Source organism: Microbacterium sp. str. 'China' (genome assembly GCF_002993305.1).
In the GTDB taxonomy this organism is placed as follows: Bacteria; Actinomycetota; Actinomycetes; order Actinomycetales; family Microbacteriaceae; genus Microbacterium; species Microbacterium paraoxydans.
Genome location: NZ_CP027434.1, coordinates 3,061,982 through 3,086,793, shown reverse-complemented (window position 1 = coordinate 3,086,793; position 24,812 = coordinate 3,061,982). Strand labels below are relative to the sequence as shown.

Genomic DNA, 24,812 nt, shown 5'->3' with positions numbered 1-24,812 from the left:
GGCCGCGCGGTCATGCAGCCTCCGCATCGAGGGCGTCCCACAGTGCGGCGGGCAGCGCGGCGTCGAGGCCGTCCACGAACGCGTCCACCTCGGCGCGGGTCCGTGCCCCGACGACCACCGCATCCGCGCCCTGCCGCAGCGGGAACTGCACCGCGGCGTCCGCGAGGTGCATGCCGTACGAGGCGCAGACGGCCTGCAGGCGCTGTGCCCGCTCTCGGAGCTCCGGGGGTGCCGGCTTGTACTCGAAGAAGGGGGAGCCGACCGGGTCGACGAGGATGCCGGAGTTGAACACCGCGGCCGCGAGCACCCCGATGCCGCGGGCCGCCGCGGTCGGCAGCAACCGGTCCAGGGCGGTGCGGTCGAGCAGCGTGAGCCGACCGGCCTCCATCACCACGTCGAGCGGCGCCTCGGCGACGTAGCGCTCCAGGGGGTCGAGCCGTCCCAGCCCCACGCTGATCGCGCGCACCACCCCTTCGTCGCGCAGTTCGACGAGGGCCGGAAGCGCCGTCGCGAACGCCGCCTCCACGTCCAGGGGGTCGTGCAGGTGCAGCACGTCCACGCGATCGACACCCAGCCGGGCGAGGCTGCCGTCGAGGCTCCTCCGCACGCCGTCCCTGCTGAGGTCGACGACGGAGTCGTGCCCGCTCGCGGCGCCCGCGACGGGGCGGCCGTCCGCATCGACCAGCACCCGGCCGACCTTCGTCGCGATCACGTAGTCGTCCCGCGGCACGCCGCGCAGGGCGAGGCCGAGCTTCCGCTCGCTCTCGCCCGAGCCGTACAGCGGTGCGGTGTCGAAGAAACGGACATCGCGGGCGAGCGCGGACTGCACGGTCGCCACCGCGTCGCCGTCGGGTACGGGGGCGAAGAGGTTGCCGATCGGCGCGCACCCCAGTCCGACGTCGTCGCGCGCGGCGACCTCGGGGTTCAGCGGACGGAGCTCTGGACGGAACGCCATGCCTCGTACTCCTCGCGGCTGTCGGGGGTCAACGGGTAGTAGTCGCTCAGGCGTGCGCCCTCGTCGAGACGGCGGCGGCTGAACACCTCCCACTCCTCATGATCGCGCGCGTCGTCCACGACCCGCGGTGCCATGGCCTGCGGCACCACGACAGGGCCGTCGTCGTCCGCGACCACGAGGTCGCCCGGCATGCACAGGGCCCCGCCCACCGCGACGGGCACGTCGTACGCCCACGGCACCAGCTCCGACTGCGAGGCGTAGTGCGGGGTCGTGCCCGTCGACCACACCGGGATCCCGAGCTCGCGGATGCGGCCGGCGTCGCGGATGCGGCCGTCCACGACGATCCCCGCGCCCCCCTTGCGCGCGAAGTAGCGCGCGAGGATGTCGCCGATGCACCCGGAGAACCGGCTGCCGTACGCCTGGATCACCAGCACGTCGCCGGGTTGCACGGCCTCGAGCACGTGCCACAGGGCGGTGTGCCGCTCGGCGTACTCCTGGCCGTCGCCCGAGGCCATGTCCTCGCGCTGCGGCATGAACTGCAGGGTCAGCGCCGAGCCGACGACGCGCTGGCCGAGGCTCAGCGGCTCCGGTCCGTCGATGTAGCTGCGGCGGATCCCGAGTCCGTGCAGCTTGGCGCACGCGGTGGCGGAGGAGATCGCGTCGAAGGACTCGACCACCTCGGGCGAGGGCCGCTGGTAGGCCCCACCCCGCACGGGCAGGGCGAAGTCGGGTCGGATCAGATCGGCGCTCATGCGTCTCCTTCAGGGAACAGGTGGCGCGGCGAGCCGGTCGCACGCGCGATGGTCAGGTCGAGATCGGCGCTGTGCGCCGGGGGCAGGGTCACCACGAGGTCGTCGTCCACGTCGAAGGTCGTGGTGACGGTCGGGGCGTCCGGGGCCGTGTAGGTGCCCGAGGCGCCGGGCCAGAAGCCGGGCTCCTCGCCGGTCGCCGTGACCCGCACGATCCGGTCGAGGCCGAAGCGCCCGCCGCGCAGCCGCACGGTGCGGGTGTGCACGGCAGAGGTGTTCACGAGCTGCACGCCGATGCCGTCGTCGTCGAGGCGGTGCACGAGCGCGGCGACGTCCTCCGGGAGTCCGGGCCGCGCGCGGTCGACGTCCTCGTAGCGGAGCGCCGTGAAACCGAGTCCGCCGTTGTAGAGCACCTGTGGCGCCCCGCCGACGAGCTGCGTCAGCACCTCCGTCACCACGGGATTCACGCGCTGCCAGAAGTGCAGGTGTGCGGCGTCGGGATCGCGGTCGTCGGCGAGCATCATCGCGGCGCGACGTGCCACCTGGCCGAGCGCCATCTCCAGCGCCCGCACCGGATAATCGGGCAGGTCGCCGGAGAGGTACGCGAACCAGCCGGCCTCGTGACCCGCCTCCTCCTTGTCGCGGAACGGCGCGACGAGGTCGGCGGAGGAGGGGAGGCCGGCGATCGCCGTCTCCAGCCGCTCCCGGTCGGACGGCCGCCGCGACCACCACCACAGCCACAGGGGGAGATCGAGCTGCAGCGGACCGTAGTCGAACCAGCCGTCCGAGCCGTGGCGGTAGGGGACCAGCAGGGCGGGCTCGGTGGCGGCGGCGCCGAGCCGAGCCATCCACCCGCCGCGCAGGCTGTACGTGGACTCCGCGACGCTGCCGCTGCGCGCCTCGGCGAGCACGGTGTCGAGCATGGTGCGCACGAGGTCGAGGGCGCCGTCGTCGCCGGTGACGAGCGCGTGGTTGAGCGCGCCGATCAGGGCGCTCATGCCGACGGAGTGCAGCCCATGCGGCCAGGCCCAGCCGTAGTGTCCGCCCCACCAGCGGCCGTCGTGGAGAGAGCCGACGGTGCCGTCGGGGCCGACGTTGTCGGGGAGCAGGCCCCCGTCCGCCCGCGCGCGCCAGCCGTCGACGTACCGGCGGATCCACGCGGCCGTCTCCTCGTCGCCGTCGTAGAGCCAGCGATTCGCGGCGAGGGAGGTCGCAGCCAGGTTCACGGCGATGTCACCCGCCGCGCGGCGCTGCATCTCCTCCGCCATCCGCTGGGCGTGGGCGGGGTCGGCGAGGTCGTCCCAGGAGGCGATGCCGTCCAGGCCGTGCAGCGGCAGACCGTAGGGGCGCATCTCGTCCCGGTCGGCCGTGTACGGCACGATCTTCTCGTCCAGCCCCTCGCGGGCACCCAGAGCGCCGTTGTGCGGCGAGCGGATCATGTTGCGCTCGGCGTCGTAGTTGCCCTTCGCGGGGTCGGTGAAGAGGGCCGAGAACCGGGCGGCACGCGCGGCGAACGCGGTGTCGGCCGGGTCGGCGGCGCAGATGCCGGCGAGGAACAGCAGCGACTCGCCCTGATGGAACCAGTCGTAGCCGTTGTCGTACTCCTCGGTGAGCATGCCCGCGTCGGCGAGCTGCACGGTCACGCCCTCCCAGTGCCGCTTGGCGTCGGCGAGCACCTCGTCGGAGCCGCCGAGCAGGTAGAACGCGGGCCAGTTGAAGAAGGGCTCGTACAGGTCGTCCACGCCGTCGCGGTCGATGAACTCGGCGACGCCGCGGAGGCGGCCGTCCGGCAGCGTGTAGCGGTCGCGGAAGAGGCGGCGGGCCTCCTCGACCTCGGCGAAGAGCCGGCGCTGCAGCACGGCCCAGGCCGGGATCGTGCGCAGCGGACGGGTGAGCGGGGTCTCCGGCACGGTCATCCCTTCGTCGCTCCGGCGACCAGGCCGCCGATGATGTGGCGCTGCATCACGATGAAGAACACCATCGCGGGCAGCACGGCCAGCAGGAGGGTCGGGAACACCTGGGTGTAGTCGGTCGAGAACTGTCCGACCGCCGCGTAGACGCCGGTGGTCACCGTGTAGATCCCGGAGCTCGGCCCGAGGATGATCTGCGGACTCACGAAGTCGTTCCACACGCCGATCGAGTTGAGCACCACGACCGTCGCGACGACGGGCTTCATGATCGGGAAGATGCACGCCCAGAAGGCGCGGATGGGCCCGGCGCCGTCCAGCGACGCCGCCTCGTCGATGTCACGCGGGACGCTGCGGAGGTAGGCGGTGAACAGGAAGATCGTCACCGGCAGGGTCGCCGCGGTCTCGAAGAGGATGAACCCGGGGATCGTGTTGATGAGCCCGAGCACCCGCAGCACGAAGACCACGGGGATCAGCGTCACCTGGCCGGGGATGAAGAGCCCGGAGACGAAGAGGAGCAGCAGTCCCAGGTGCCACTTCGACCGCCCGCGGGCGATGACGTAGGCGACGGGCGCGGCGAGGGCGATGCAGCAGAGGTTCACGAGCACGACGAACAGCAGCGTGATGCCGTACGCGGCGATCACGTTGAACTTGCTGCTCGTGATCGCGGCCCACAGGTAGTCGAACGTGAACATCTGCGGAGTGATCAGCAGCGGGTTCTCGATGATGTCGGCCTGCGGTTTGAACGCGTTGATCAGCATCGTGTACATCGGGATCAGCATCGTGATCGCGACGACGCCGAGGACGATCCACCGGATCGTGCTGACGGCGAGGGCCGGGCGGTTGCGGGTCTGCTTCATCAGTCGGTCGCCTTCTGCTCGGCGCGGCGTCGCACCAGCGTGACGGCGAGGCCGACGACTGCGGTGACGATGAGGAGGATCATGGACTGCGCGGCGCCGAAGCCGAGGGCCGAGTTCGCGAAGGAGTCCTTGAGGATCTGGTAGACGATCGTCTGCGTCGAGCCGGCGGGCCCTCCGTCGGTGAGCGACAGCACCACGTCGTACGCCTTGAGGAGCCCGACGAGGGTGAGCACGAGGTTCACCGTGAAGACGGGGGCGATGAGCGGCAGCGTGATGGAGCGGAACTGCTGCCACCGCGAGGCGCCGTCCACGGTCGCCGCCTCGTAGTACTCCGCGGGGACGGACTTGATGCCGGCGAGGAACAGGATCATGTTGAAGCCGAAGTGCGACCACACGATCGTGAAGATCACGCTCGCCTTGGCGAAGGTCGGGTCCGTGAGGAACGGCATCGCCGGGAGGCCGAGCGTGCTGAGCAGGCCGTTGACGGCGCCGGTGGGGGAGAGCATCGCCGACCAGAGGAAGCCGATGATGAGGGCGCTGATCACGTACGGGTAGAAGAAGATCGTGCGCAGGATCGTGTTCGAGCGGCCGGGCCCGGAGATGAGGGCGGCGATCGCGAGGCCGATGGCGTTGCAGAGGATCGTGCCCACCACCGCGATGATGCCCGTGAAGATCGCGGCCTGGGTCGAGCGCGGGCTGCGGAACGCCTTGATGTAGTTGTCCCAGCCGATGAAGTTGAAGTTGAGGCTGTACCCGTTCCAGTCGGTGAAGCTGAGCACCGCCGCGAGGATCATCGGGATGACGAACATCGCGAGGAAGACCGCGACGGCCGGGCCGCCCATGAGGATGCCGGGGATCCGTTTCCGCCACTGCTGCAGCGCCGTGCGGCGGCGCGGGGCGGGGGGCGAGCTCATCGGCGTCGATGGTCCTGTCGGGGTGGCGGCGGCGGCCGGCGGCGGCGCGGTCGTGGTGGGCGGAGTCATGGCGGCACTCTCGTTCTCGGTGGCGCGTTCAGGGGGAGGCGCTGGGGCAGCGCCGGGACGGCGCCCGGGACGGATGTCGCGTCCCGGGCGCCGCGAGGGTCAACCGGCGTTGGCGGCGAACCAGTCGTCCATGGCCTGCAGCACCTGGTCGGCGGGTGCGCCGCCGAGCAGGGCCTGGGTCTGGGTGTTGATCTCGCCCGAGTAGCCGTCGGGGAGCGTGCGCTCGCCGTAGCCGCCACCGGTGGGCGTGTAGGCCTCAGCCGGGGTGTCGGCCACGATCTGCAGCAGCTCCTCGCCGAGCGGCGTCATGTCGTACTCGTAGCCGTCGCGGAAGTTGCCGTCGACCGCGAGCTGGTCGCTCACCGCGGTCTGGTCGGTGGTGAGGAACTCGATGAGCTTCGCCGCCGCGTCCTGGTTCTTGCTCGCCTTGAGGATCGAGTACGGGCTGGCGATGTTGGCGCCCATCGCGGGCTGCTCGTCGGCGCTCATGGCGGGGGCGCGGAAGACGCCGATGTCCGCGGAGTCGGCGGCCTTCGCCTGGGTGCCGGCGAACCAGCTTCCCATCGAGTACACCGCGGTCTTGCCCGAGAGGAAGGCCTGCTCGGCGTCCGGGTACTTGATGCCCAGCGCGTCGCCCGGGATGTAGCCCTCGGACACCCAGTCCGCGTAGGTCTCGACCGCATCGCCGTAGGTCTCGCTGAAGGTGACGTCGCCCGCCGAGATGTCCTGGAACCACTCCGGGTCCTCGGCGATGATGGTCGGCAGCCCGAGCGCCTGCAGGGTGTGGCTCGTCATCCAGTCGCCACCGGTCTGGACGGGCGTCCACCCGGCGTCCTTGAGCTTGCCGAGGGCTTCGGTGAGCTCGTCGACCGTGGTCGGCACCTCCGTGATCCCCGCCTCCTCGAACGCGGTCTTGTTGTAGAAGAAGAGGCTCTGCAACTGCACGCCGATGCCGGCCATGTAGTTCTTGCCGTCGATCGAGTACTGGTCGGCGAGCGGACCGGACGACGCCCACTCGTACTGCGAGAGGTCGACGAGCTCGGGAGCGAGCTTGGTGGTGGGGGCGATGGACTGCACGACGTCGGGAGCGTCGCCGGCGGCCAGCAGGCGCGGCACGGCGGCTTCGACGCCCTCCGCACCCGGGTTCTGGATGACGACGTCGATGTTCGGGTTGGCGTCCTCGAACGGCGCGACGAGGTCGTTCCAGAACTCCTCGGTCAGGTTCGGGGTGACGTTCACGAGCATGCGGACGGTGACGTCGCCACCGGCATCGCCGCCGTCGTCGCCGGCGGTGGTCGAGCAGCCGGCGATGGCGAGGGCGGATACCGCCGCGATGCCGACGAGGGGGAGGACTCGGGCCTTGATCATCGTTGATCCTTTCCTGATGCATGAGGGAGGGCCGCTCGCGACATTACACTAATCGATAATCGTTTGTGAAGAGCGGGCAGCATCGATTCCGCTCGGACCGCTTTCCGGTCTGCGGTCTCCGAGCGGGGCGCGCAGCGGGGTCAGCCGGCGGCGCGGCGGGCGCGGTACGCCGCGACGGCGTTGCGGTTGGCGCAGCTCGTCGAGCAGTAGCGCTTGGAGCGGTTGCGGGAGAGGTCGAGGGCGATCGCCTGGCATGTCCCGTCCGCACAGACGGTGAGGCGAGAGCCCTCGTCCGTGCGGATGACGTCGATCAGGGCCATCGCGGTCTCCACGAGCACCCGTTCGGCGAGCGGGCGTTCGTCGGCGAGGCCGTGCAGGTGCCAGTCCAGCTCGTCGTGGCGCACGAGCCGCGGGGTCAGGCGCACCTCGGCGAGAGCGGCGTTGACGTGTGCGGCCATCTCGTCGCGCGGAGCGAGCAGCATGGCGCGGAGGCGCGACCGCAGAGCGCGGAGGTCGTCGAGCTCCACCGTGTCCCCGTCGACCCGTCCCGTGTACGGGAACACCCGAAGGAAGGCCTTCTCGTCGTCGATGTCGACCAGGGTGTCCGGGTCTTCCGCCGAGTTCGCGAGCCAGACCGCCGCGCGCAGCGCATCCTCTGTGTCATCGGTGAAGACCATGTTGACAGCTTACTCCGGCGGGCGTAGCGTCATCCCTCATGAGCACCGTGGCTGATGACACTCCGCGCACCCGGACCGGGGTGCGCCTCGGCCTGCCGCTCGCTGTCGCCGCCGCCTTCGCGTTCGGCTCCTCCGGGGCGTGGGCACGTGGACTCATCGACGCGGGATGGACGCCGGGCGCTGCCGTCACGGTGCGGGTCTGGGTCGCGGCGCTCGTGCTGCTCGTCCCCACGGTCCTCGCGCTCCGCGGGCGGTGGCGTGCCCTCGGGCAGAACGCGGGGATGGTCGCTGCCTACGGCCTCCTCGCCGTCGCCGCCACCCAGCTCTGCTACTTCCAGGCCGTGGCGTTGATGGACGTCGGGATCGCGCTGCTCATCGAGTACACCGCCCCGGTCGCCGTGCTCCTCTGGCTCTGGCTGCGCCGGGGCGAGCGTCCCACGCGGCGCAGCGTCCTCGGTGCCGGCATCGCCTTCGTCGGGCTCGTCCTCATGCTCGACATCGTCGCCGGGGCGCAGGTGGATGTCGTCGGTGTCCTCTGGGCACTCGGGGCGATGGTGGGGGCCGCGAGCTACTTCGTGCTGTCTGCCAGGGCCGACACCGGGATCCCGCCGATCGCCCTCGCGGGCAGTGGGCTGCTGCTCGGTGCCGTGGGTCTGAGCCTCGCCGCGCTCGTCGGCGTGCTGCCGTTCGCGTGGACGACGGCCGACGTCGACTACCGGTTCGGCGCGGTGCCGTGGTTCGTGCCGGTCCTCGCGATCGGCGTGATCGCCACGGCCCTCGCGTACGTGCTCGGCATCGTCTCGACGCGGATGCTCGGCTCCCGGCTGGCCTCGTTCGTCGCGCTCGCCGAGGTCGTGGCGGCCCTGCTCTTCGGCTGGCTCCTACTTGGGCAGCTCCCCGGCCCGCTGCAGGCCCTCGGGGGCGTGCTCGTGCTCGCCGGCGTGGTCGTCGTGAAGCTCGGCGAGCCCCGCCCCGCCCCCTGAGCGGCGTCCCGCGGGCACGACTTCGGAGATCGGAGCCGACACGCCGGCCCCCGGCGCCGCCGTACGGCGTGTCCCCGGCGCTCTCCGAAGCTGTGCCCGAGTGCGGGGCGGGTGGACGGAGATTATGTATACGAATCGACCGCCCGCGCCCGAGAAGCGGACCAGCTGGGGAGGTTTATGTATACACTGACGGAATGGTTCTTCCCGTCGAGCGCACGTCCATAGGCGATCGCGCCTATGCGGCGCTCCTCGACGGCATCCAGTCCGGGGAGCTGCCGGCCGGGTACGTGCTCGGCGAGGTGGAGCAGGCCGAGCGCCTCGGCGTGAGCCGGACCCCGCTGCGAGAGGCGCTGCGCCGCCTGGCCGCCGACGGCCTGGTGGTGCAGCAGTCGCCCCGCGTGACCGTGGTCGCCGACCTCGACGCCGACGACATCCGGTCCCTGTTCGAGATCCGTCGCGCGCTGGAGGAGACCTCCGCCCGACTGGCGGCCGTCCGGGGTGACGCCGACCGGTTCGCCGCGCTGGCCGCGGAGTTCGCCCACGTGGACCTCACCAGGGCGGAGGGCCGCGATGCCTACTACGCCCTGATCGCGCGATTCGATGCGGCCCTCGACGACGCCGTCGCCAACGACTACATCGCTGCGGCGCTGCGCACGGTCCGCACCCACCTCGTCCGCGTGCGGCGCATGGCGCGGGACAAGCCCGCCCGGCTCGCCGCCTCCGCGGCCGAGCACCGCACCATCGCCGAGGCCCTCGCCGCCCGCGACGGCGACCTCGCCGCCCATGCCACGCACGTGCACCTGCACAACGCGCTCACCGGCATCCTCGACTCCCTCCCTGACAGCGAAGGACACTCATGACCGTCACCCACCACGTCCGCGTGCACGCCAGCTCCGAGAACCTCGTCCGCGAGGATCAGCTCGCGTGGAAGATCGCCGAGGTCGCAGTCGACCAGGTCGAGGTCGAGCAGCCCGTCGTCGACATGATCATCAACCGCATCATCGACAACGCGTCCGTCGCCGCGGCCTCCCTCACCCGTGCGCCGATCGTCGCCGCCCGCGCGCAGGCGTTCAGTCACCCCGTCTCGACGGGTGGGGTCGGCGCCAACCTGTTCGGAACACCCCTCGACCGCCGCACCAGCCCGGAGTGGGCGGCCTGGGCGAACGGCGTGGCCGTGCGCGAGCTCGACTACCACGACACGTTCCTCGCCGCCGAGTACTCGCACCCGGGCGACAACATCCCGCCGATCCTCGCTGTCGCGCAGCACACCGGCAAGGACGGCCGCGCGCTCGTGCGCGGCATCGCCACCGGCTACGAGATCCAGATGGACCTCGTGCGCGCGATCTGCCTGCACAAGCACAAGATCGACCACGTCGCGCACCTCGGCCCGTCCGCCGCCGCAGGCATCGGCACCCTCCTCGGCCTCGATGTCGAGACGATCTACCAGGCGGTCGGTCAGGCGCTGCACACCACGACCGCCACGCGCCAGAGCCGCAAGGGCGAGATCTCCACCTGGAAGGCGCACGCCCCGGCCTTCGCCGGGAAGATGGCCGTCGAGGCCGTCGACCGGGCGATGCGCGGACAGACGAGCCCCGCGCCGATCTACGAAGGCGAGGACGGCGTGATCGCGTGGATGCTCGACGGCAAGGACGCGGCCTACGAGGTGCCGCTGCCCGCTGCCGGGGAGGCCAAGCGCGCGATCCTCGACTCGTACACGAAGGAGCACTCCGCGGAATACCAGGCGCAGGCGTGGATCGACCTCGCCCGCAAGCTCGGCACCGCGAACCCGGCCCTCCGCGACCCCGCGAACATCGCCTCGATCGTGCTGCACACCAGCCACCACACGCACTACGTGATCGGCTCGGGAGCGAACGACCCGCAGAAGTACGACCCGACGGCCTCCCGCGAGACCCTCGACCACTCCATCCCGTACATCTTCGCGGTGGCGCTGCAGGACGGCGGCTGGCACCACGTCGACTCCTACACGCCGGAGCGCGCAGGCCGCCCCGACACCGTCGCGCTGTGGCACAAGATCACCACGGCCGAGGACGCGGAATGGACCCGCCGCTACCACTCGGAGGACCCGGACGAGAAGGCGTTCGGCGGCCGCGTCGAGATCCGCCTCACCGACGGCTCGACCGTGGTGGACGAGATCGCCGTCGCCGACGCCCACCCCCTCGGCGCGCGCCCGTTCGCGCGGGAGAACTACATCGCCAAGTTCCGCCTGCTCGCGGAGCCCGTGCTCGAGCCCGCCGAGATCGAGCGGTTCCTGGAGCTCGTGCAGCGCCTGCCCGAGCTCACGGCCGCCGAGGTCGCCGAGCTCTCGATCGTCGCGAAGCCCGGTCTGCTCGACGACGCCGACGCCCCGACGGGCCTGTTCTGATGCCCTTCGACAGGCTCAGGGACCCAGCCAGCGGGGTTGCTGAGCCTGTCGAAGCGCCGCTGGGTTGCTGAGCTTGTCGAAGCATGCTGAGCCTGTCGACGCACGATGACGAAGGAGATCTGATGCTGTACTCCACCGCGACGCCGGCCGAGAAGCGGCGCCTGTTCCGGGAGCGGCTCGCCTCGGGGGAGCTGCTGCGGTTCCCCGGCGCGTTCAACCCGCTGAGCGCCCGGCTCATCGAGGAGAAGGGGTTCGAGGGCGTCTACATCTCGGGTGCCGTGCTCTCCGCGGACCTCGGGCTGCCGGACATCGGCCTCACCACGCTCACCGAGGTCGCCGGGCGCGCGAAGCAGATCGCCCGCATGACCGACCTCCCCGCGATAGTCGACGCCGACACCGGCTTCGGCGAGCCGATGAACGTCGCGCGGACGATCCAGGAGCTCGAGGACGCCGGTCTCGCGGGAACGCACATTGAGGACCAGATCAACCCGAAGCGCTGCGGACACCTGGACGGCAAGGCCGTGGTCGACGAGGACACCGCGATCAAGCGCATCCGCGCCGCCGCCGACGCTCGCCGCGACGAGAACTTCCTGATCATGGCGCGTACCGACATCCGGGCGATCGAGGGGCTGGACGCGGCGATCGACCGGGCCAAGGCGCTCGTCGACGCGGGGGCGGACGCGATCTTCCCCGAGGCCATGCGCACGATCGGCGAGTTCGAGGCCATGGCCGCGGCGCTGGACGTGCCGATCCTCGCGAACATGACCGAGTTCGGCAAGAGCGAGCTGTTCTCCGTCGACAGCCTCCGCGATGCCGGGGTGCGCGTGGTCATCTGGCCGGTGTCGCTGCTGCGGATCGCGATGGGGGCGGCGGGCCGTGCGCTCGATACGCTGAACGACGAGGGGCACCTGACCTCGAAGCTCGGGGAGATGCAGCACCGCGCCGACCTCTACGAGCTGATCGACTACGAGTCGTACAACCGTTTCGACTCCGGCGTCTTCAACTTCACACTCGACAACACCGGTCGCTGAGCGCAGCGAAGCGGACACACGACGCGGTTGCTGAGCGAGGAGCGCAGCGACGAGTCGAAGTACACGAAGGAGTGACCATGACCGAGCCGGACATCAAGAAGGGCCTCGCGGGGGTCGTCGTCGACACGACGGCGATCTCGAAGGTCAACCCCGAGACGAACAGCCTGCTCTACCGCGGCTATCCGGTGCAGGAGCTCGCAGACACGCAGTCCTTCGAGGCCGTGGCGTACCTGCTGTGGAACGGCGAGCTGCCGACGGGCGACGAGCTCGCGGCGTTCCGGCTGGAGGAGCGGAAGCACCGCGCCCTGGCCGACAACGTGAAGGCCGCCATCGACCTCGTGCCCCTCGAGGCGCACCCGATGGACGAGGTGCGCACGGCCGTGAGCCTGATCGGCGCATCGGACCCCGAGGCCGGCGGTTCCGTGCTCGACGCCGGTGGCAGCCCCGAGCAGAACCTGGCGCGCAGCATCCGCCTGTTCGCCGCGCTGCCGGCCATCGTCGCCTACGGCCAGCGTCGCCGTCGCGGCCAGGAGCTCATCGCTCCGCGCGACGACCTCGACTACTCGGCGAACTTCCTCTGGATGACCTTCGGGGAGGAGGCCGACCCGGTCGTGGTCGACGCGTTCAACCGGTCGATGATCCTCTACGCCGAGCACTCCTTCAACGCCTCGACCTTCACCGCCCGGGTCATCACCTCGACCCTCAGCGACATCTACTCGGCTGTGGTCGGGGCCATCGGCGCGCTCAAGGGCCCGCTGCACGGCGGGGCGAATGAGGCCGTGCTGCACATCTTCACCGAGATCGGTTCGGCGGACGCCGTCGAGGCCTGGCTCGACAAGGCCCTCGCGGAGAAGCGCAAGATCATGGGCTTCGGACACCGCGTCTACAAGAACGGCGACTCACGCGTGCCGACCATGAAGGCCGCGCTCGACACCCTCGTCGCGCACTACGGCCGGGAGGACGTCGCCGAGCTGTACGACGCGCTGGAGTCACAGTTCGTCGAGCGCAAGGGGATCCACCCGAACCTCGACTACCCGTCCGGCCCCGCGTACAGCCTCATCGGCTTCGACACGCTCACCTTCACGCCGCTGTTCGTCGCGGCGCGGGTGACGGGGTGGACGGCCCACGTCATCGAGCAGGCCGGCGCGAACGCCCTGATCCGCCCGTTGTCGCACTACGACGGCCCCGACGAGCGGCACGTGGCCGGCTGACTCCGTTCCGTTCGAATCGCCTGAATGGCTCCATCTCACCGCGGGATGGAGCCATTCGCGCGATTCGGAGCAGTAGCGTGCCGACGGCCCGGGGTCAAGCGGATGCGGCGGATTTCCGGGAGGAGTAAACCGGATCCGGGACGACAGCGTGTCCCGCGAGAAGGAGGCCCCATGTCCGCGTCCGACGTCACCGTCAAGGAGGTCCGGTCGCTCGTCCCCGCGCGCATGGACCGGCTCCCCTGGTCGCGCTTCCACTGGATGATCGTCGTCGGACTCGGGTTCTCCTGGATCCTCGACGGCCTCGAGGTGCAGATCGTCGCGGCTAACGGCTACGCGCAGACGCTGGGGATGGGCCCGGCCGAGGTCGGCCTCGCCGGCACCTGCTACCTGCTCGGACAGGTTTTCGGCGCCCTCGTGTTCGGCCGTCTCGCCGACCGTCTCGGCCGCAAGAACCTCTTCCTGCTCTCCCTCGGGGTGTACCTCGTCGGGTCGGCCGTCGCCGGTCTCGCGTTCGCCCCGTGGTTCTTCTACATCTGGCGCTTCGTCGCCGGGGCGGGCATCGGCGGCGAGTACGCGGCCATCAACTCGGCCATCGACGAGATCATCCCCGCGAAGTACCGCGGCCGTGTCGACATCGCCATCAACGGCACCTACTGGGGTGGTGCGGCGCTCGGCGCCGTCGCCAACATGTTCTTCCTCAACACCGACATCCTGCCCGCTGACATCGGCTGGCGGCTGAGCTTCTTCGTCGGCCCGATCCTCGGCCTCCTCATCATCTGGCTGCGGCGGCACATCCCGGAGAGCCCGCGCTGGCAGATGACCCACGGTCGCGAGGAGGAGGCGGAGCGCAACGTCGACGAGATCGAGGAGCGCATCCGCAAGGAGGGCAAGACGATCGAGCCCGTCGACGAGAGCAAGGCCATCACGGTCAAGGAGTACGGCAGCGTCCCGTTCCTCGTGATCGCGAAGGTGCTGTTCAAGAAGTACCCGCGGCGCACGCTCGTCGGCATCACGATGATGGTCACGCAGTCCTTCCTCTACAACGCGATCTTCTTCACGTACGCGCTCGTGCTGGAGAACTTCTACGACACCCCGCCGGCATCCGCGTCGCAGTACTTCATCGTCTTCGCGGTGGGCAACCTCGCCGGCGCCCTCATCCTCGGCCACTTCTTCGACACGTGGGGTCGTCGGCGGATGCTGTTCGGCACCTATGTGCTCGCGGGACTGATCCTGCTCGTCAGCGCCTTCCTCTTCAACGCGGGCGTGCTGAACGCGGGCACGCACACGGCGTTCTGGTGTGCGTCGTTCTTCTTCGCCTCAGCCGGGGCCTCCGCCGCGTATCTGACGGTGAGCGAGATCTTCCCACTCGAGCTGCGCAGCCAGGTGATCTCGTACGTCTTCTCGATCGGGCAGCTCGTCGGCGCCATCGCCCCGGTGCTCTACGGTGCACTGATCGGTGCGAGCGCGGAGTCCGGCGACCGCGGTCCGCTTTTCTGGGGCTACGTGCTCGGTGCGGCGATCATGATGTTCGGCGGTGTCGTGTGCGGTGTCTTCGGAGTCAGCGCCGCCGGGAAGTCGCTGGAGGACATCGCCGATCCGCTCTCGCTCGTGGTACCGGCGAAGAAGGGCGTCACCCCGGGCGCGGAGTCCGGCTCCTGAGAAGACGGTTCCGCTAGCGGGCGAGCCAGTTCCGCAGGGAGCGTGTGACGAACGGCAGCACCCAGTACGTCATGATCGGCGTGAGCACGAGGGTGGTGATGAGCACCCGGAGCCACAGCGGCACGGCGTCCCATCCCGGCACCGGGCTCATGGCGTAGGTGAACGCGAGGTTCACGGGGAAGAAGCCGAGCCAGATCGAGACGGCCTGCTTCCACCGCGGCGGCGCGGGGGGGACGGTCACGGTGCTGGTCGTGCCGTCCGGGTCGACGACGGGGATGGAGCCCGTGGACGGCTCGTCGAACCAGCCCTCGATGCCGGAGCGGCGCTTGGACCGCTCGCTGCGGACGAAGCCCTGGCCCATCGACAGCCACCACGCGCGTTCCCCGGACTGTTCCCACGCGGTGAGCGCGTCCTCGCTCGCGAAGCGGTAGAGCATGTGCCAGACCTGGGAGTCCTCGCCGGCACGGACCCAGCCGGAGCCGAGGAATCCCGGGTACTTCGTCGCGAGGTTCACCCCGGTCTGCACCCACGCGGTGGCCTCGGCGATGCGCTCCGGGTCGACCTCGCGGCGGATGGAGACGGTGACGGGTTCGGACACAGGGGCGGATGCGGACATGGTGCGGTCCTCGGGGTGAGCGGCGTCGGGGTGCGGACGCGGGGTGGTGGCGCCAGGGTCGCGGCGCCTGGTCGATTCTAGTTCCCGTTCGAGTCGCGCGATTGGCTGTGAATCCGGGCCGGATGCCGCCATTCGCGCAACTCGAACGCGGGGTCACCGCCCCAGCGCCGACGCCACACGGCGGATCAGCTCCTCGGGTCTGTGAAGGAGAGGTGCGGTGACCTCGATCACCGTCCACCCGGCAGCCCGGAGCGCCGCGACCCGCTCGACATCCCGTGCCCACTGCGCGCCGTGCATCATGCCGTGATACTCCGCCGCGACGCGTTCGGCCTCCCAGACCATGTCGACGCAAGCGAGGAAGCGACCCCGGTCGTCGAACACGTCCACGTTGAGCTGCGGTTCCGGGATTCCGGCTGCCACGAGGAGGCACCGCATCCGGCTCTCCCGCGGCGACCACGAGTCCTCCCGCACGAGCTCGACCGCCTCCCGCAACCGTGCCGCCCCGCGTCTCCGCCCAGCCGCCAGCATCTCCCGCAGCTCATCGATCGTCGCCCAGGGCTGCCTCGTGACATCCGGCCGTCCGACCCCCGGCCTCCAGTGTCGGCAGAAGTAGTCGCCGAGCGCCACCAGGTCCACCAGCGGCAGCGTGCCGAGGGAGGCCCAGGTCGCGGCGGGGGAGGTCACCCGGAGGCCGTCCCGATAACGGATCGAGGTGAGGCTGGACAGCGTGCGGTGTCCGGTCACGCCGCGGGCGCGGGGGAACGGGATCCCGCCGGACGCGCTGACATGGAGGGCGAGGTCGTCCGCCGTCGCGACGCTCCCGCGGTCGTCGAAGGCGAGCGGTAGCGGACCTCCCCAGATCGATGCGGCGGTCTCGTGACTGAAGAAGTGTCCGGTGTGCAAGATCGGCGCGTAGGACTGGGCTCGTGCCACCCGCGCTCGTCGCTGACGTTCGTACGGGTCGGCGATGTCGATCGAGGGGTCCGCTCGCGGGTGCACGCGGACGCCGTGGAACGGAGCCTCGAGGTCGGATCCGCGCAATCGACCGCGGCTCACGCCGTGCAGCCGCGCCGTCCGTACCGCGAAGTCCACCCCGAAGCGGGCCGGAAGCTCGTGTCGTCGTCCCATGCCCCCACGCTCCCACCCCGGCGGCCGCGTCGGGATCGGTCTCCACAGCCCCGGTTCGAATCGCGCACTGTGCTCTATTCCCGGCCGAAATGGAGCAAAGCAAGCGATTCGAAAAAGGAGAAGACCCCCGCCGACCCGATTCGGCGGGGGTCTCGGGAGCGAGAGTGCTCACCGTGTGCACGGGAGACGCGACTACCCGATCCGGTCTGAGTCTGTGCCGTGCATCTGCAGTTGTAATCGGCCCGGATGTCCGGCGGGTGAACGGCCGGAGAACGGGCGACGGCGGCATCCGCACGCGGGGCGCCGAAAGATACAAGGACGTCCTCGTATTTTCACGGTCGTCGGAGTAAACTCGCCGATGTGCCAAAGAGGGCACGGAGGGATGTCGCACAATGACCCGTACTATCCCGCACTTCGTGGGCGGAACGCATGTCACCCCGGAAGACGGCCGCTTCGCCGACGTCTTCGACCCGAGCACCGGAGTCGTGCAGGCCCGGGTGCCGCTCGCTTCCGCGGAGGAGGTGCGCCGCGTGATCGCGAACGCCGAAGAGGCGCAGGTCGCGTGGGCGGCGACCAACCCGCAGAAGCGCGCCCGCGTCCTCCTGCGGTTCCTCGACCTCGTTCAGCAGGAGATGACCTCGCTCGCGGAACTCCTCGCGAGCGAGCACGGCAAGACCGTCGACGACGCCAAGGGTGACATCCAGCGGGGTCTCGAGGTCATCGAGTTCTCCGCCGGAGCCCCGCATCTGCTCAAGGGCGAGTACTCCACCGGGGCCGGGGCCGGCATCGACGTGTACTCGATGCGGCAGCCGCTCGGGGTCGTCGCCGCGATCACGCCCTTCAACTTCCCCGCCATGATCCCGCTGTGGAAGGCGGGTCCCGCGCTCGCCGCCGGTAACGCCGTGGTGCTCAAGCCCAGTGAGCGCGACCCCTCGGTGCCCGTGCGTCTCGCCGAGCTGTTCCTGGAAGCGGGGCTGCCGGCCGGCGTCCTCAACGTGGTGCACGGCGACAAGGAGGCGGTGGACACGCTGCTCACCGACGACCGGATCCGCGCGGTCGGCTTCGTCGGCTCCACGCCCATCGCCGAGTACATCTACGCCACCGCGGCCGCCCACGGCAAGCGCGCGCAGTGCTTCGGCGGCGCGAAGAACCACATGATCGTGATGCCGGACGCGGATCTCGACCAGGCCGTCGACGCCCTCATCGGCGCCGGCTACGGCTCCGCGGGAGAGCGGTGCATGGCCATCTCGGTCGCCGTGCCGGTCGGCGAGGAGACCGCGGAGGCGCTTGCCGCCAAGCTCACCGAACGCGTCGCTCAGCTGCGGGTCGGCCCTTCCCTCGCGGCGGACGTCGACTACGGACCCCTGGTCACCCGCGCAGCGGTGGAGCGGGTCGAGGGCTACATCCAGCAGGGGATCGACGAGGGCGCGACGCTGCTCGCCGACGGCCGCGGCTTCACGGTCGACGGGCACGAGGAGGGCTTCTACCTCGGACCGACCCTGTTCGATCACGTGACGACCGACATGGCGATCTACCGCGAGGAGATCTTCGGCCCGGTGCTCGTGATCGCCCGCGCCGCCGACTACGAGGAGGCGCTGCGCATGGCCTCCGAGCACGAGTACGGCAACGGGGTCGCCATCTTCACGCGCGACGGTGACGCCGCCCGCGATTTCGCCGCTCGCGTGGAGGTCGGGATGGTGGGCGTGAACGTGCCCATCCCGGTACCGATCGCCTACTACACGTTCGGCGGCTGGAAGCGCAGCGGCTTCGGCGACCTCAACCAGCACGGCGCCGACGCCTTCCGCTTCTACACGAAGACCAAGACCGTGACGAGCCGCTGGCCGTCGGGGATCCGCGAGGGCGCGAGCTTCGTCATCCCCACGATGCACTAAGGACACGCGATGACCATGACCACCGTCACCACCACCGACGAGGAGCGCGAGGCGATCCTCGACGCCGTGCGAGAGTTCGCCGATGCGGAGCTCGCCCCGTTCGCCGCGGAACGCGACGAGAAGCACCTGTTCCCGCGGGAGTCGCTGCAGCGCGGCGGCGAGCTCGGCCTCGGCGGGATCTACGTGAGCGAGGAGTTCGGCGGCACCGGCCTCACCCGCGTCGACACCGTCGCCATCTTCGAGGAGCTCGCCAAGGCCGACCCCGCCGTGGCCGCCTACATCTCCATCCACAACATGGTGGTGTGGATGATCGACACCTACGGCGACGACGAGCAGCGGTCGCGCTGGCTGCCGTCGCTGACCGCCATGCAGGAGTTCGGCGGCTACTGCCTCACGGAGCCGGGAGCCGGATCCGACGCGGCGAACATCGCGACCAGCGCCGTCCGCGAGGGCGACGAGTACGTGCTGACCGGCGTGAAGCAGTTCATCTCCGGAGCCGGTGAGGCCGCGGTGTACGTCGTCATGGCGCGGACCGGCGAGGCGGGAGCCCGGGGCATCAGCGCCTTCCTCGTCCCCGGTGACGCGGAGAACCTGAGCTTCGGTGCCCCGGAGAAGAAGATGGGGTGGCACGCGCAGCCCACCCGCCCCGTGATCATGGACGGCGTGCGGGTGCCGGCGTCCGCGATGCTCGGGGACGAGGGGCGCGGCTTCGCGATCGCGATGTCGGCGCTCAACGGCGGCCGCCTCAACATCGCGGCGTGCTCTCTCGGTGGAGCGCAGGCCGCGCTCGACAAGGCCGTGCAGTACGTGCACGAGCGCGTCGCGTTCGGGGAGCCGCTGGCGGAGAAGCAGTCGATCCTCTTCGCGATCGCCGACATGCGCACCGACCTGCAGGCCGCGCGGCTGATGGTGCGCGACGGCGCGGAGGCGGTGGACGAGAAGGCGCCGGACGCGACGATGCGCTGCGCGATGGCCAAGCGCTTCGCGACCGACGCCGGCTTCGAGGTGGCCAACCGCGCCCTCCAGCTGCACGGCGGCTACGGCTACCTGCAGGACTACGGCATCGAGAAGATCGTCCGCGACCTGCGCGTGCACCAGATCCTCGAGGGGACGAACGAGATCATGCGCCTGATCGTCGGCCGGGAGATGCTGCGACCCGCGGGGTCGGCGTCGATGCGGAGCGCATCATGACCCGCGTGGCCTTCCTCGGGCTCGGGCACATGGGACTGCCGATGGCGAAGAACCTCGTCGCCGCCGGACACGAGGTGCACGGCTTCGACCTCGTGCCCGCGGCCATCGAGGCGGCGCGGGCGGGCGGGATCTCCGTGGCGGCGAGCGGCGCGGAGGCGGTGGCGGACGCGGAGGTCGTGGTGACGATGTTCCCGGCGGGGAAGCACGTCATCGAGGCCTACCGCACGGAACTGCTGGCGGCCGCGCGCCCCGGGACGCTGTTCATCGAGTCGTCGACCATCGCGGTGGACGAGGCGCGGGCCGCCCATGCGCTCGCGCTCGCCGCGGGCCACCGGCACATCGACGCTCCGGTATCCGGAGGTGTGGTCGGGGCGGAGGCCGGGACCCTGGCGTTCATGGTCGGGGGTTCCGACGACGACTTCGCGGCGGCGCTTCCGCTGCTGGAGATCATGGGGAAGCGCATCGTGCACTGCGGCGGACCGGGACTCGGTCAAGCGGCGAAGGTCTGCAACAACATGGTGCTCGCGGTGTCGCAGATCGCCGTCGCCGAGGCGTTCGTGCTGGGCGAGCGGTTGGGGCTGGAGCATCAGGCCCTGTTCGACGTGGTGTCCCAGGCGTCCGGGCAGTGCTGGGCGCTCACCACGAACTGCCCCGTCCCCGGTCCGGTGCCCACGAGCCCCGCGAACCGGGACTACCAGCCGGGGTTCGCGGGGGCCCTCATGGCGAAGGACCTCGGTCTCGCGCTGCAGGCCATCGAGCAGACCTCGACGGACGCCCGGATGGGTCGTCTGGCGCAGGAGCTGTATGCCGCCTACGCCGCCGGCGAGGGCGCGGCCCGCGACTTCTCCGGCATCATCACGGACATCCGTGGCTGACCTCCGGCTTTCGAATCGCCTGAATGGTCGCGAATCCGGCCGAAATGCAGCAAATCGGGCGATTCGAAGGAGAGGGTGGATGACGACAGGAAGGCGGGAGCGATGACCGAGTACGAGACGATCCTGGTGGAGCAGCGCGGACGGGTGGGCTGGATCACCCTCCACCGTCCGGAGGCGCTCAACGCGCTGAACAGCCGGCTCGCCGAGGAGGTCACCGCGGCCGCGCAGGCCTTCGATGCGGATGACGGCGTCGGGGCCATCGTCGTGACCGGCTCCGAGAAGGCCTTCGCGGCCGGCGCCGACATCAAGGAGATGGAGGGGATGTCCGCGGCGGAGATGCTCGAGACCGACCACTTCGGCGTCTGGCATGACTTCGCGGCCGTGCGCACGCCGGTCATCGCGGCGGTCTCCGGATTCGCGCTCGGCGGCGGCTGCGAGCTGGCGATGATGTGCGATATCATCCTCGCCGCGGACACCGCGAAGTTCGGACAGCCCGAGATCAACCTCGGCGTGATCCCCGGCATGGGCGGCACCCAGCGGCTCATCCGCGCGGTGGGGTACTACAAGGCGGCGGAGCTCGTGCTGTCCGGCCGCTTCATGGGCGCCGAGGAGGCGGAGCGCTCCGGACTCGTGTCCCGCGTCGTCCCCGCGGCGGACCTCCTGGCCGAGGCGACGACGTTGGCGGAGACGATCGCTTCGAAGTCGCTGCCGTCGGTCTACGCTGCCAAGGCCGCGCTCGATGCGGCGATGGAGACGACGCTGTCCGCCGGCCTCGCCCACGAAAGGCAGGCGTTCGCGGCGCTGTTCGACACGCACGACCAGAAGGAGGGGATGGCGGCCTTCCGCGAGAAGCGCACGCCGGACTTCCAGAACCGCTGACCGCGGTTCACAACTCAGGAGAACCGGTCGCGGAATCGCCGTTCGGCGGTTGCGCGTGGTTGTGGGCCGCAGTTCTCCTGAGTTGTGAACGATCAGCCGCGCAGGGACTCCACGATCTTCGCGATCCGGCGCTCGCGCGTCGCCTCCTGCTTGGCCTCGGCGACCGCCCTGGCGTGCTCCTTGCGCGCCGACGGGGAGAGGGCGTCGAACGCCGCGCGCACGGCCGGATCGGCGTCGAGGGCGCCGGCCAGCGCCGGCGGCACCTCGACCGTGCGTTCGGCGGTGTCGAGCCGGATCACGGCGTCGACCTCCTGGTCGATCTCGACCCCGAGGTCTGCGCGGGTGGCCTTGCTGAGACCGATCATGTTCTCGCCCCCCATGCGGGCCAGGCGCAGGCGAGCGGTGCGCCCGCCGATCGTGACCGCGACCGGGAAGGCCTTGCCGGCGCCGAAAGACGCCACCTGCTCGTCGGTGAGGAGGATCGCCGCGGCGGGGCCGCGACCGGCGAGGACGGTGTGCACGCGCAGTTCGCTCATGCAGGAAGAGTACGCCCGCTGTCCTCGATCGCGGCGACCAGAGCGGAGTTGCGTTCGGCGATGAGCCGCTCCATGTACCGGCCGAGCACGAGGGCGTCGACGACGCGGCCGAGGGGCCCGAAGGGCGACCGGAACACGATCGTGTCGCGCATGAGGGTGCCGCGCGGGTGCTCCTCGAACACATGCTCGTGCCGGAGCTCGCGGAACGGCCCGGCGATCTGTCGGTCCGTGAACCGATGCGGCGCGTCGATGTCGAACACCACGGAGCGCAGGCGGAAAGGGATGCCGAAGTGCCGCGCGCGCCAGGTGACCGTGGACCCCTCGGTGAACGCGCCGCCCGCGGGCTCCTCGATCATCGTCTCGTCGTAGCGCGCCATCGACTGCAGATGCAGTTCCGGGTCCAGTGCAGCGGCGAAGACGACAGCGCGCGATGCCGCGATCACGGTCTCGAGCACGAACCGGGGCATCAGAGCGGTTCGGGGAGGGGGCGCGGATCGATGAAGTCGCCGGCGTCGCGACGCAGGCGGGCGACGATGGCGACGAGCTCGGCGGCGTCGGCCTCGCTCATGCCGGGGTCGGCGAAGACGTCGGCGTTGAGCGCGGTCGTGGCGCGCTCGACGAGATCGCGGCCGTCGTCGGTGAGGGCGAGCATCGCCGCGCGTCCGTCGTGCGGGTGCGGTTCGCGGACGACGAGGCCGTCGCGCACGAGGCGCTCGGCCGTGCTGGTGATGGTGGTGGCGTGGACCTGCAGCCGCGCGACCACGCTCGACAACGGCAGGCGTCCGGCCCGGCTGAAGGCGAGCAGCCGCAGGACCTCGTAGCGGGCGAAGCTCAGCGCGAAGGGCTTGAGGGCCGCGTCGACACGGGCGAGGAGGAGCTGCTGGGCGCGCATCACCGAGGTGACCACCGTCATGCCGTCCGCGGCCTCGGTCCAGCCGTGCGCGATCCACTGCCGCTTCGCCTCGGCGAGCGGGTCGACGGGAAGCGGGCGGGGTCGGACCACGTCTCTACGGTACCGGGGGAGGTCGCCCCCGGCTGTCAGCGGCGAGCCGCAGGGCCCGACTGTCGACTATGTATACATTCGCGGCCGAAATCGGGGGTACCACCTGCGGATCCCTCCGCCTTTGGCTACATAGAAGACCGTGCGGATAGACTCAGCGTGTCGTGAGGAGCATTCGATGAAGATCTTCGTCCTGGTCAAAGAGGTGCCGGACACCTATGGCGATCGCACGTTGAATCTCGAGACCGGACTCGCCGAACGCGGCGCGGGGGATGTGGTCCTCGACGAGATCACGGAACGGGCCCTCGAGGTCGCCCTGGCCCACGCCGACAAGAACGAGGGCACCGAGGTCGTGGCCCTCACGATGGCGCCGGAGAGCGCGACCGCCTCCGTGCGACGCGCCCTCGCGATCGGTGCCGGGTCAGCCGTGCACATCGTCGACGAGCAGCTCGTCGGTGCCGACCTGGGCCTCACCGCCGAGGTGCTCGCCGCCGCGATCCGCCGCGGCGCCCCCGACCTCGTCATCACCGGCAACCTGTCCACCGACGGTGCCGGCGGCGTCCTCCCCGCCATGCTCGCCGAGCACCTCGGCTGGGCGCAGGCCACCGCCCTCACCGCGGTCGAGATCACCGCCGAGGGCGTCTCCGGTACCCGGGGTGCCGACGCGGGCAACCAGCAGGTCACCGCGCCGCTGCCCGCCGTGATCTCCATCACCGAGGCGCTCCCGGACGCCCGGTTCCCGAACTTCAAGGGCATCATGGCGGCGAAGAAGAAGCCGCTGGAGGTGCTGTCCCTCGCCGACCTCGACGTGTCGGCCGACCCGGCGCTCGCTCCGCGCACCATCATGACCGCGGTCTCCGAGAAGCCTCCGCGGGCGGCCGGGGTCAAGATCACCGACGAGGGCGATGCCGCCGAGAAGCTCGTCGAGTTCCTCGTGCAGAACAGGCTGGTGTGACATGGCGTACCCCGAGAACCCGATCCTCGTGCTCCTCGACGTCGACCCGTCCGGTGCACTCGCCAGCAGCACCGCCGGACTCCTCGGCGCGGCGGCAGGCATCGGCACACCGGTCGCGGTGATCGTCGGTGGTTCCGAGGCGGCGGTCGCCACGGCCGCGGAGGCCGGAGCCGCGGTCGTGCTCACGGCCGACGGCGACCCGTCCGCGCTGACAGTCCCGATCGTGGACGCGTTGCAGGCCGCCGCCGCGCAGGTGCAGCCCGCGGCCGTCCTCATCTCGAACTCGATCTCCGGCCGCGATGTCGCCGGGCGGTTCGCGGTGCGGACGAAGAGTGCTCTCGCCGTGGATGCGGTCGGGGTCTCCCGTGACGACGAGGGCATCGTCGCCCACCACTCGGTCTACGGCGGGGCGTACCTCGTCGACGCGGCCGCGACGTACGGCACGCTCGTCGTCACGGTGCGCCAGGGTGCGGTGGAGGCCAGGGCCGAGGCGGTCGCCTCCCCGCAGGTCGAACAGCTCGCGGTCACTCCGTCCGGAGCGGTCGCCGCGACGGCGGGGCCCGTCGAGACGGTCGAGGCCACCTCGTCCCGGCCCGAGCTGCGCGGAGCGACCCGCGTGGTCTCCGGCGGCCGCGGTCTCGCCTCGAAGGAGAAGTTCGTGCTCGTGGAGGAGCTCGCCGATGCCCTCGGGGCCGCGGTCGGCGCGTCGCGCGCCGCAGTCGATGCGGGCTACATCCCGCAGTCCCACCAGGTCGGGCAGACCGGGGTCTCGGTGTCGCCGCAGCTCTACGTCGCGCTCGGGATCTCCGGCGCGATCCAGCACCGCGCCGGCATGCAGACGTCGAAGAACATCGTGGCGATCAACAAGGACCCGGAGGCGCCCATCTTCGACGTCGCCGACTTCGGCATCGTCGGCGACGTGTTCGCGATCGTCCCGCAGGTGATCGCCGCGCTCGAGGCGCGGAAGAAGTAGT

Annotated in this window: 24 protein-coding genes; 12 read left to right on the top strand and 12 right to left on the bottom strand. The window is 70.6% G+C overall.

Features of this window, described 5'->3' with window-relative positions; all coding sequences use genetic code 11:
- Window positions 1-10 precede the first annotated feature (10 nt).
- From C6C15_RS15045 to C6C15_RS15015, 7 genes are all read right to left on the bottom strand, one after another.
- Window positions 11-955: an aldo/keto reductase gene (locus C6C15_RS15045; RefSeq protein WP_105950500.1), complete on the bottom strand. Its 945-nt coding sequence runs from the start codon at window positions 953-955 to the stop codon at window positions 11-13.
- Complete coding sequence (locus C6C15_RS15040; protein ID WP_060922547.1) at window positions 925-1,707, bottom strand: dimethylmenaquinone methyltransferase; 783 nt, start codon at window positions 1,705-1,707, stop codon at window positions 925-927. The genes C6C15_RS15045 and C6C15_RS15040 overlap by 31 nt, the downstream gene beginning before the upstream one ends.
- Window positions 1,704-3,620, bottom strand: coding sequence for a hypothetical protein (locus tag C6C15_RS15035; protein ID WP_105950499.1), 1,917 nt, complete (start codon window positions 3,618-3,620; stop codon window positions 1,704-1,706). The genes C6C15_RS15040 and C6C15_RS15035 overlap by 4 nt, the downstream gene beginning before the upstream one ends.
- Window positions 3,617-4,471 carry a carbohydrate ABC transporter permease gene (locus C6C15_RS15030; protein ID WP_017204137.1) on the bottom strand — a complete coding sequence of 285 codons (855 nt, stop codon included), beginning with the start codon at window positions 4,469-4,471 and terminating at the stop codon, window positions 3,617-3,619. The genes C6C15_RS15035 and C6C15_RS15030 overlap by 4 nt, the downstream gene beginning before the upstream one ends.
- The gene (locus C6C15_RS15025) at window positions 4,471-5,454 is read right to left on the bottom strand and encodes a carbohydrate ABC transporter permease (protein ID WP_234024166.1); all 984 of its coding nucleotides are present in this window, start codon (window positions 5,452-5,454) and stop codon (window positions 4,471-4,473) included. Before C6C15_RS15025 ends, C6C15_RS15030 begins: the two co-directional genes overlap by 1 nt.
- Before the next feature lie 99 nt (window positions 5,455-5,553).
- Window positions 5,554-6,822, bottom strand: coding sequence for an ABC transporter substrate-binding protein (locus tag C6C15_RS15020; protein ID WP_060922545.1), 1,269 nt, complete (start codon window positions 6,820-6,822; stop codon window positions 5,554-5,556).
- Window positions 6,823-6,962: 140 nt separating this feature from the next.
- Window positions 6,963-7,499 carry a CGNR zinc finger domain-containing protein gene (locus C6C15_RS15015; protein WP_105950498.1) on the bottom strand — a complete coding sequence of 179 codons (537 nt, stop codon included), beginning with the start codon at window positions 7,497-7,499 and terminating at the stop codon, window positions 6,963-6,965.
- Window positions 7,500-7,537: 38 nt separating this feature from the next.
- Between C6C15_RS15015 and C6C15_RS15010 the strand changes: the two genes are divergently transcribed.
- From C6C15_RS15010 to C6C15_RS14985, 6 genes are all read left to right on the top strand, one after another.
- The gene (locus C6C15_RS15010; protein ID WP_186326373.1) at window positions 7,538-8,482 is read left to right on the top strand and encodes an EamA family transporter; all 945 of its coding nucleotides are present in this window, start codon (window positions 7,538-7,540) and stop codon (window positions 8,480-8,482) included.
- Window positions 8,483-8,676: 194 nt separating this feature from the next.
- A complete protein-coding gene (locus C6C15_RS15005) occupies window positions 8,677-9,342 on the top strand; it encodes a GntR family transcriptional regulator (RefSeq protein ID WP_105950497.1) in 666 nt (221 codons plus the stop codon).
- Complete coding sequence (locus tag C6C15_RS15000) at window positions 9,339-10,865, top strand: MmgE/PrpD family protein (RefSeq protein ID WP_105950496.1); 1,527 nt, start codon at window positions 9,339-9,341, stop codon at window positions 10,863-10,865. Before C6C15_RS15005 ends, C6C15_RS15000 begins: the two co-directional genes overlap by 4 nt.
- 122 nt (window positions 10,866-10,987) lie before the next feature.
- The gene (gene prpB, locus C6C15_RS14995) at window positions 10,988-11,896 is read left to right on the top strand and encodes a methylisocitrate lyase (protein ID WP_105950846.1); all 909 of its coding nucleotides are present in this window, start codon (window positions 10,988-10,990) and stop codon (window positions 11,894-11,896) included.
- A 77-nt stretch (window positions 11,897-11,973) separates the two neighbouring features.
- On the top strand, window positions 11,974-13,107 hold the full coding sequence (locus C6C15_RS14990; protein WP_105950495.1) for a bifunctional 2-methylcitrate synthase/citrate synthase: 1,134 nt from the start codon (window positions 11,974-11,976) through the stop codon (window positions 13,105-13,107).
- A 171-nt stretch (window positions 13,108-13,278) separates the two neighbouring features.
- The gene (locus C6C15_RS14985) at window positions 13,279-14,766 is read left to right on the top strand and encodes an MFS transporter (RefSeq protein ID WP_105950494.1); all 1,488 of its coding nucleotides are present in this window, start codon (window positions 13,279-13,281) and stop codon (window positions 14,764-14,766) included.
- A gap of 13 nt (window positions 14,767-14,779) precedes the next feature.
- Here the strand turns inward: C6C15_RS14985 and C6C15_RS14980 are convergent, their stop codons facing one another.
- Together C6C15_RS14980 and C6C15_RS14975 are read right to left on the bottom strand one after the other, a co-directional pair.
- Window positions 14,780-15,382: an antibiotic biosynthesis monooxygenase gene (locus C6C15_RS14980; RefSeq protein WP_234024165.1), complete on the bottom strand. Its 603-nt coding sequence runs from the start codon at window positions 15,380-15,382 to the stop codon at window positions 14,780-14,782.
- 153 nt (window positions 15,383-15,535) lie between these two features.
- Window positions 15,536-16,510, bottom strand: coding sequence for a hypothetical protein (locus C6C15_RS14975; protein ID WP_105950493.1), 975 nt, complete (start codon window positions 16,508-16,510; stop codon window positions 15,536-15,538).
- Window positions 16,511-16,902: 392 nt separating this feature from the next.
- Between C6C15_RS14975 and C6C15_RS14970 the strand changes: the two genes are divergently transcribed.
- From C6C15_RS14970 to C6C15_RS14955, 4 genes are all read left to right on the top strand, one after another.
- A complete protein-coding gene (locus C6C15_RS14970; protein WP_105950492.1) occupies window positions 16,903-18,402 on the top strand; it encodes a CoA-acylating methylmalonate-semialdehyde dehydrogenase in 1,500 nt (499 codons plus the stop codon).
- Between the two features lie 9 nt (window positions 18,403-18,411).
- Window positions 18,412-19,593: an acyl-CoA dehydrogenase family protein gene (locus C6C15_RS14965; RefSeq protein ID WP_105950491.1), complete on the top strand. Its 1,182-nt coding sequence runs from the start codon at window positions 18,412-18,414 to the stop codon at window positions 19,591-19,593.
- Window positions 19,590-20,468, top strand: coding sequence for a 3-hydroxyisobutyrate dehydrogenase (mmsB, locus tag C6C15_RS14960; protein ID WP_105950490.1), 879 nt, complete (start codon window positions 19,590-19,592; stop codon window positions 20,466-20,468). The genes C6C15_RS14965 and mmsB overlap by 4 nt, the downstream gene beginning before the upstream one ends.
- Before the next feature lie 102 nt (window positions 20,469-20,570).
- A complete protein-coding gene (locus tag C6C15_RS14955; RefSeq protein WP_105950489.1) occupies window positions 20,571-21,347 on the top strand; it encodes an enoyl-CoA hydratase in 777 nt (258 codons plus the stop codon).
- A gap of 92 nt (window positions 21,348-21,439) precedes the next feature.
- On the opposite strand, the gene C6C15_RS14950 is transcribed toward C6C15_RS14955, so the two are convergent.
- Genes C6C15_RS14950 through C6C15_RS14940 form a run of 3 tightly spaced genes read right to left on the bottom strand, consistent with a single transcriptional unit; the run spans window position 21,440 to window position 22,886 of the window.
- The gene (locus C6C15_RS14950) at window positions 21,440-21,883 is read right to left on the bottom strand and encodes a YdeI/OmpD-associated family protein (RefSeq protein ID WP_060923511.1); all 444 of its coding nucleotides are present in this window, start codon (window positions 21,881-21,883) and stop codon (window positions 21,440-21,442) included.
- Window positions 21,880-22,350: an SRPBCC family protein gene (locus C6C15_RS14945; protein WP_060923512.1), complete on the bottom strand. Its 471-nt coding sequence runs from the start codon at window positions 22,348-22,350 to the stop codon at window positions 21,880-21,882. Before C6C15_RS14945 ends, C6C15_RS14950 begins: the two co-directional genes overlap by 4 nt.
- Window positions 22,350-22,886 carry a MarR family winged helix-turn-helix transcriptional regulator gene (locus C6C15_RS14940; RefSeq protein ID WP_025105418.1) on the bottom strand — a complete coding sequence of 179 codons (537 nt, stop codon included), beginning with the start codon at window positions 22,884-22,886 and terminating at the stop codon, window positions 22,350-22,352. The genes C6C15_RS14945 and C6C15_RS14940 overlap by 1 nt, the downstream gene beginning before the upstream one ends.
- Before the next feature lie 175 nt (window positions 22,887-23,061).
- On the opposite strand from C6C15_RS14940, the gene C6C15_RS14935 reads away from it, so the two are divergent.
- The gene (locus C6C15_RS14935; protein WP_060923513.1) at window positions 23,062-23,838 is read left to right on the top strand and encodes an electron transfer flavoprotein subunit beta/FixA family protein; all 777 of its coding nucleotides are present in this window, start codon (window positions 23,062-23,064) and stop codon (window positions 23,836-23,838) included.
- Window position 23,839: 1 nt separating this feature from the next.
- A complete protein-coding gene (locus C6C15_RS14930; RefSeq protein ID WP_105950488.1) occupies window positions 23,840-24,811 on the top strand; it encodes an electron transfer flavoprotein subunit alpha/FixB family protein in 972 nt (323 codons plus the stop codon).
- Window position 24,812 lies beyond the last annotated feature (1 nt).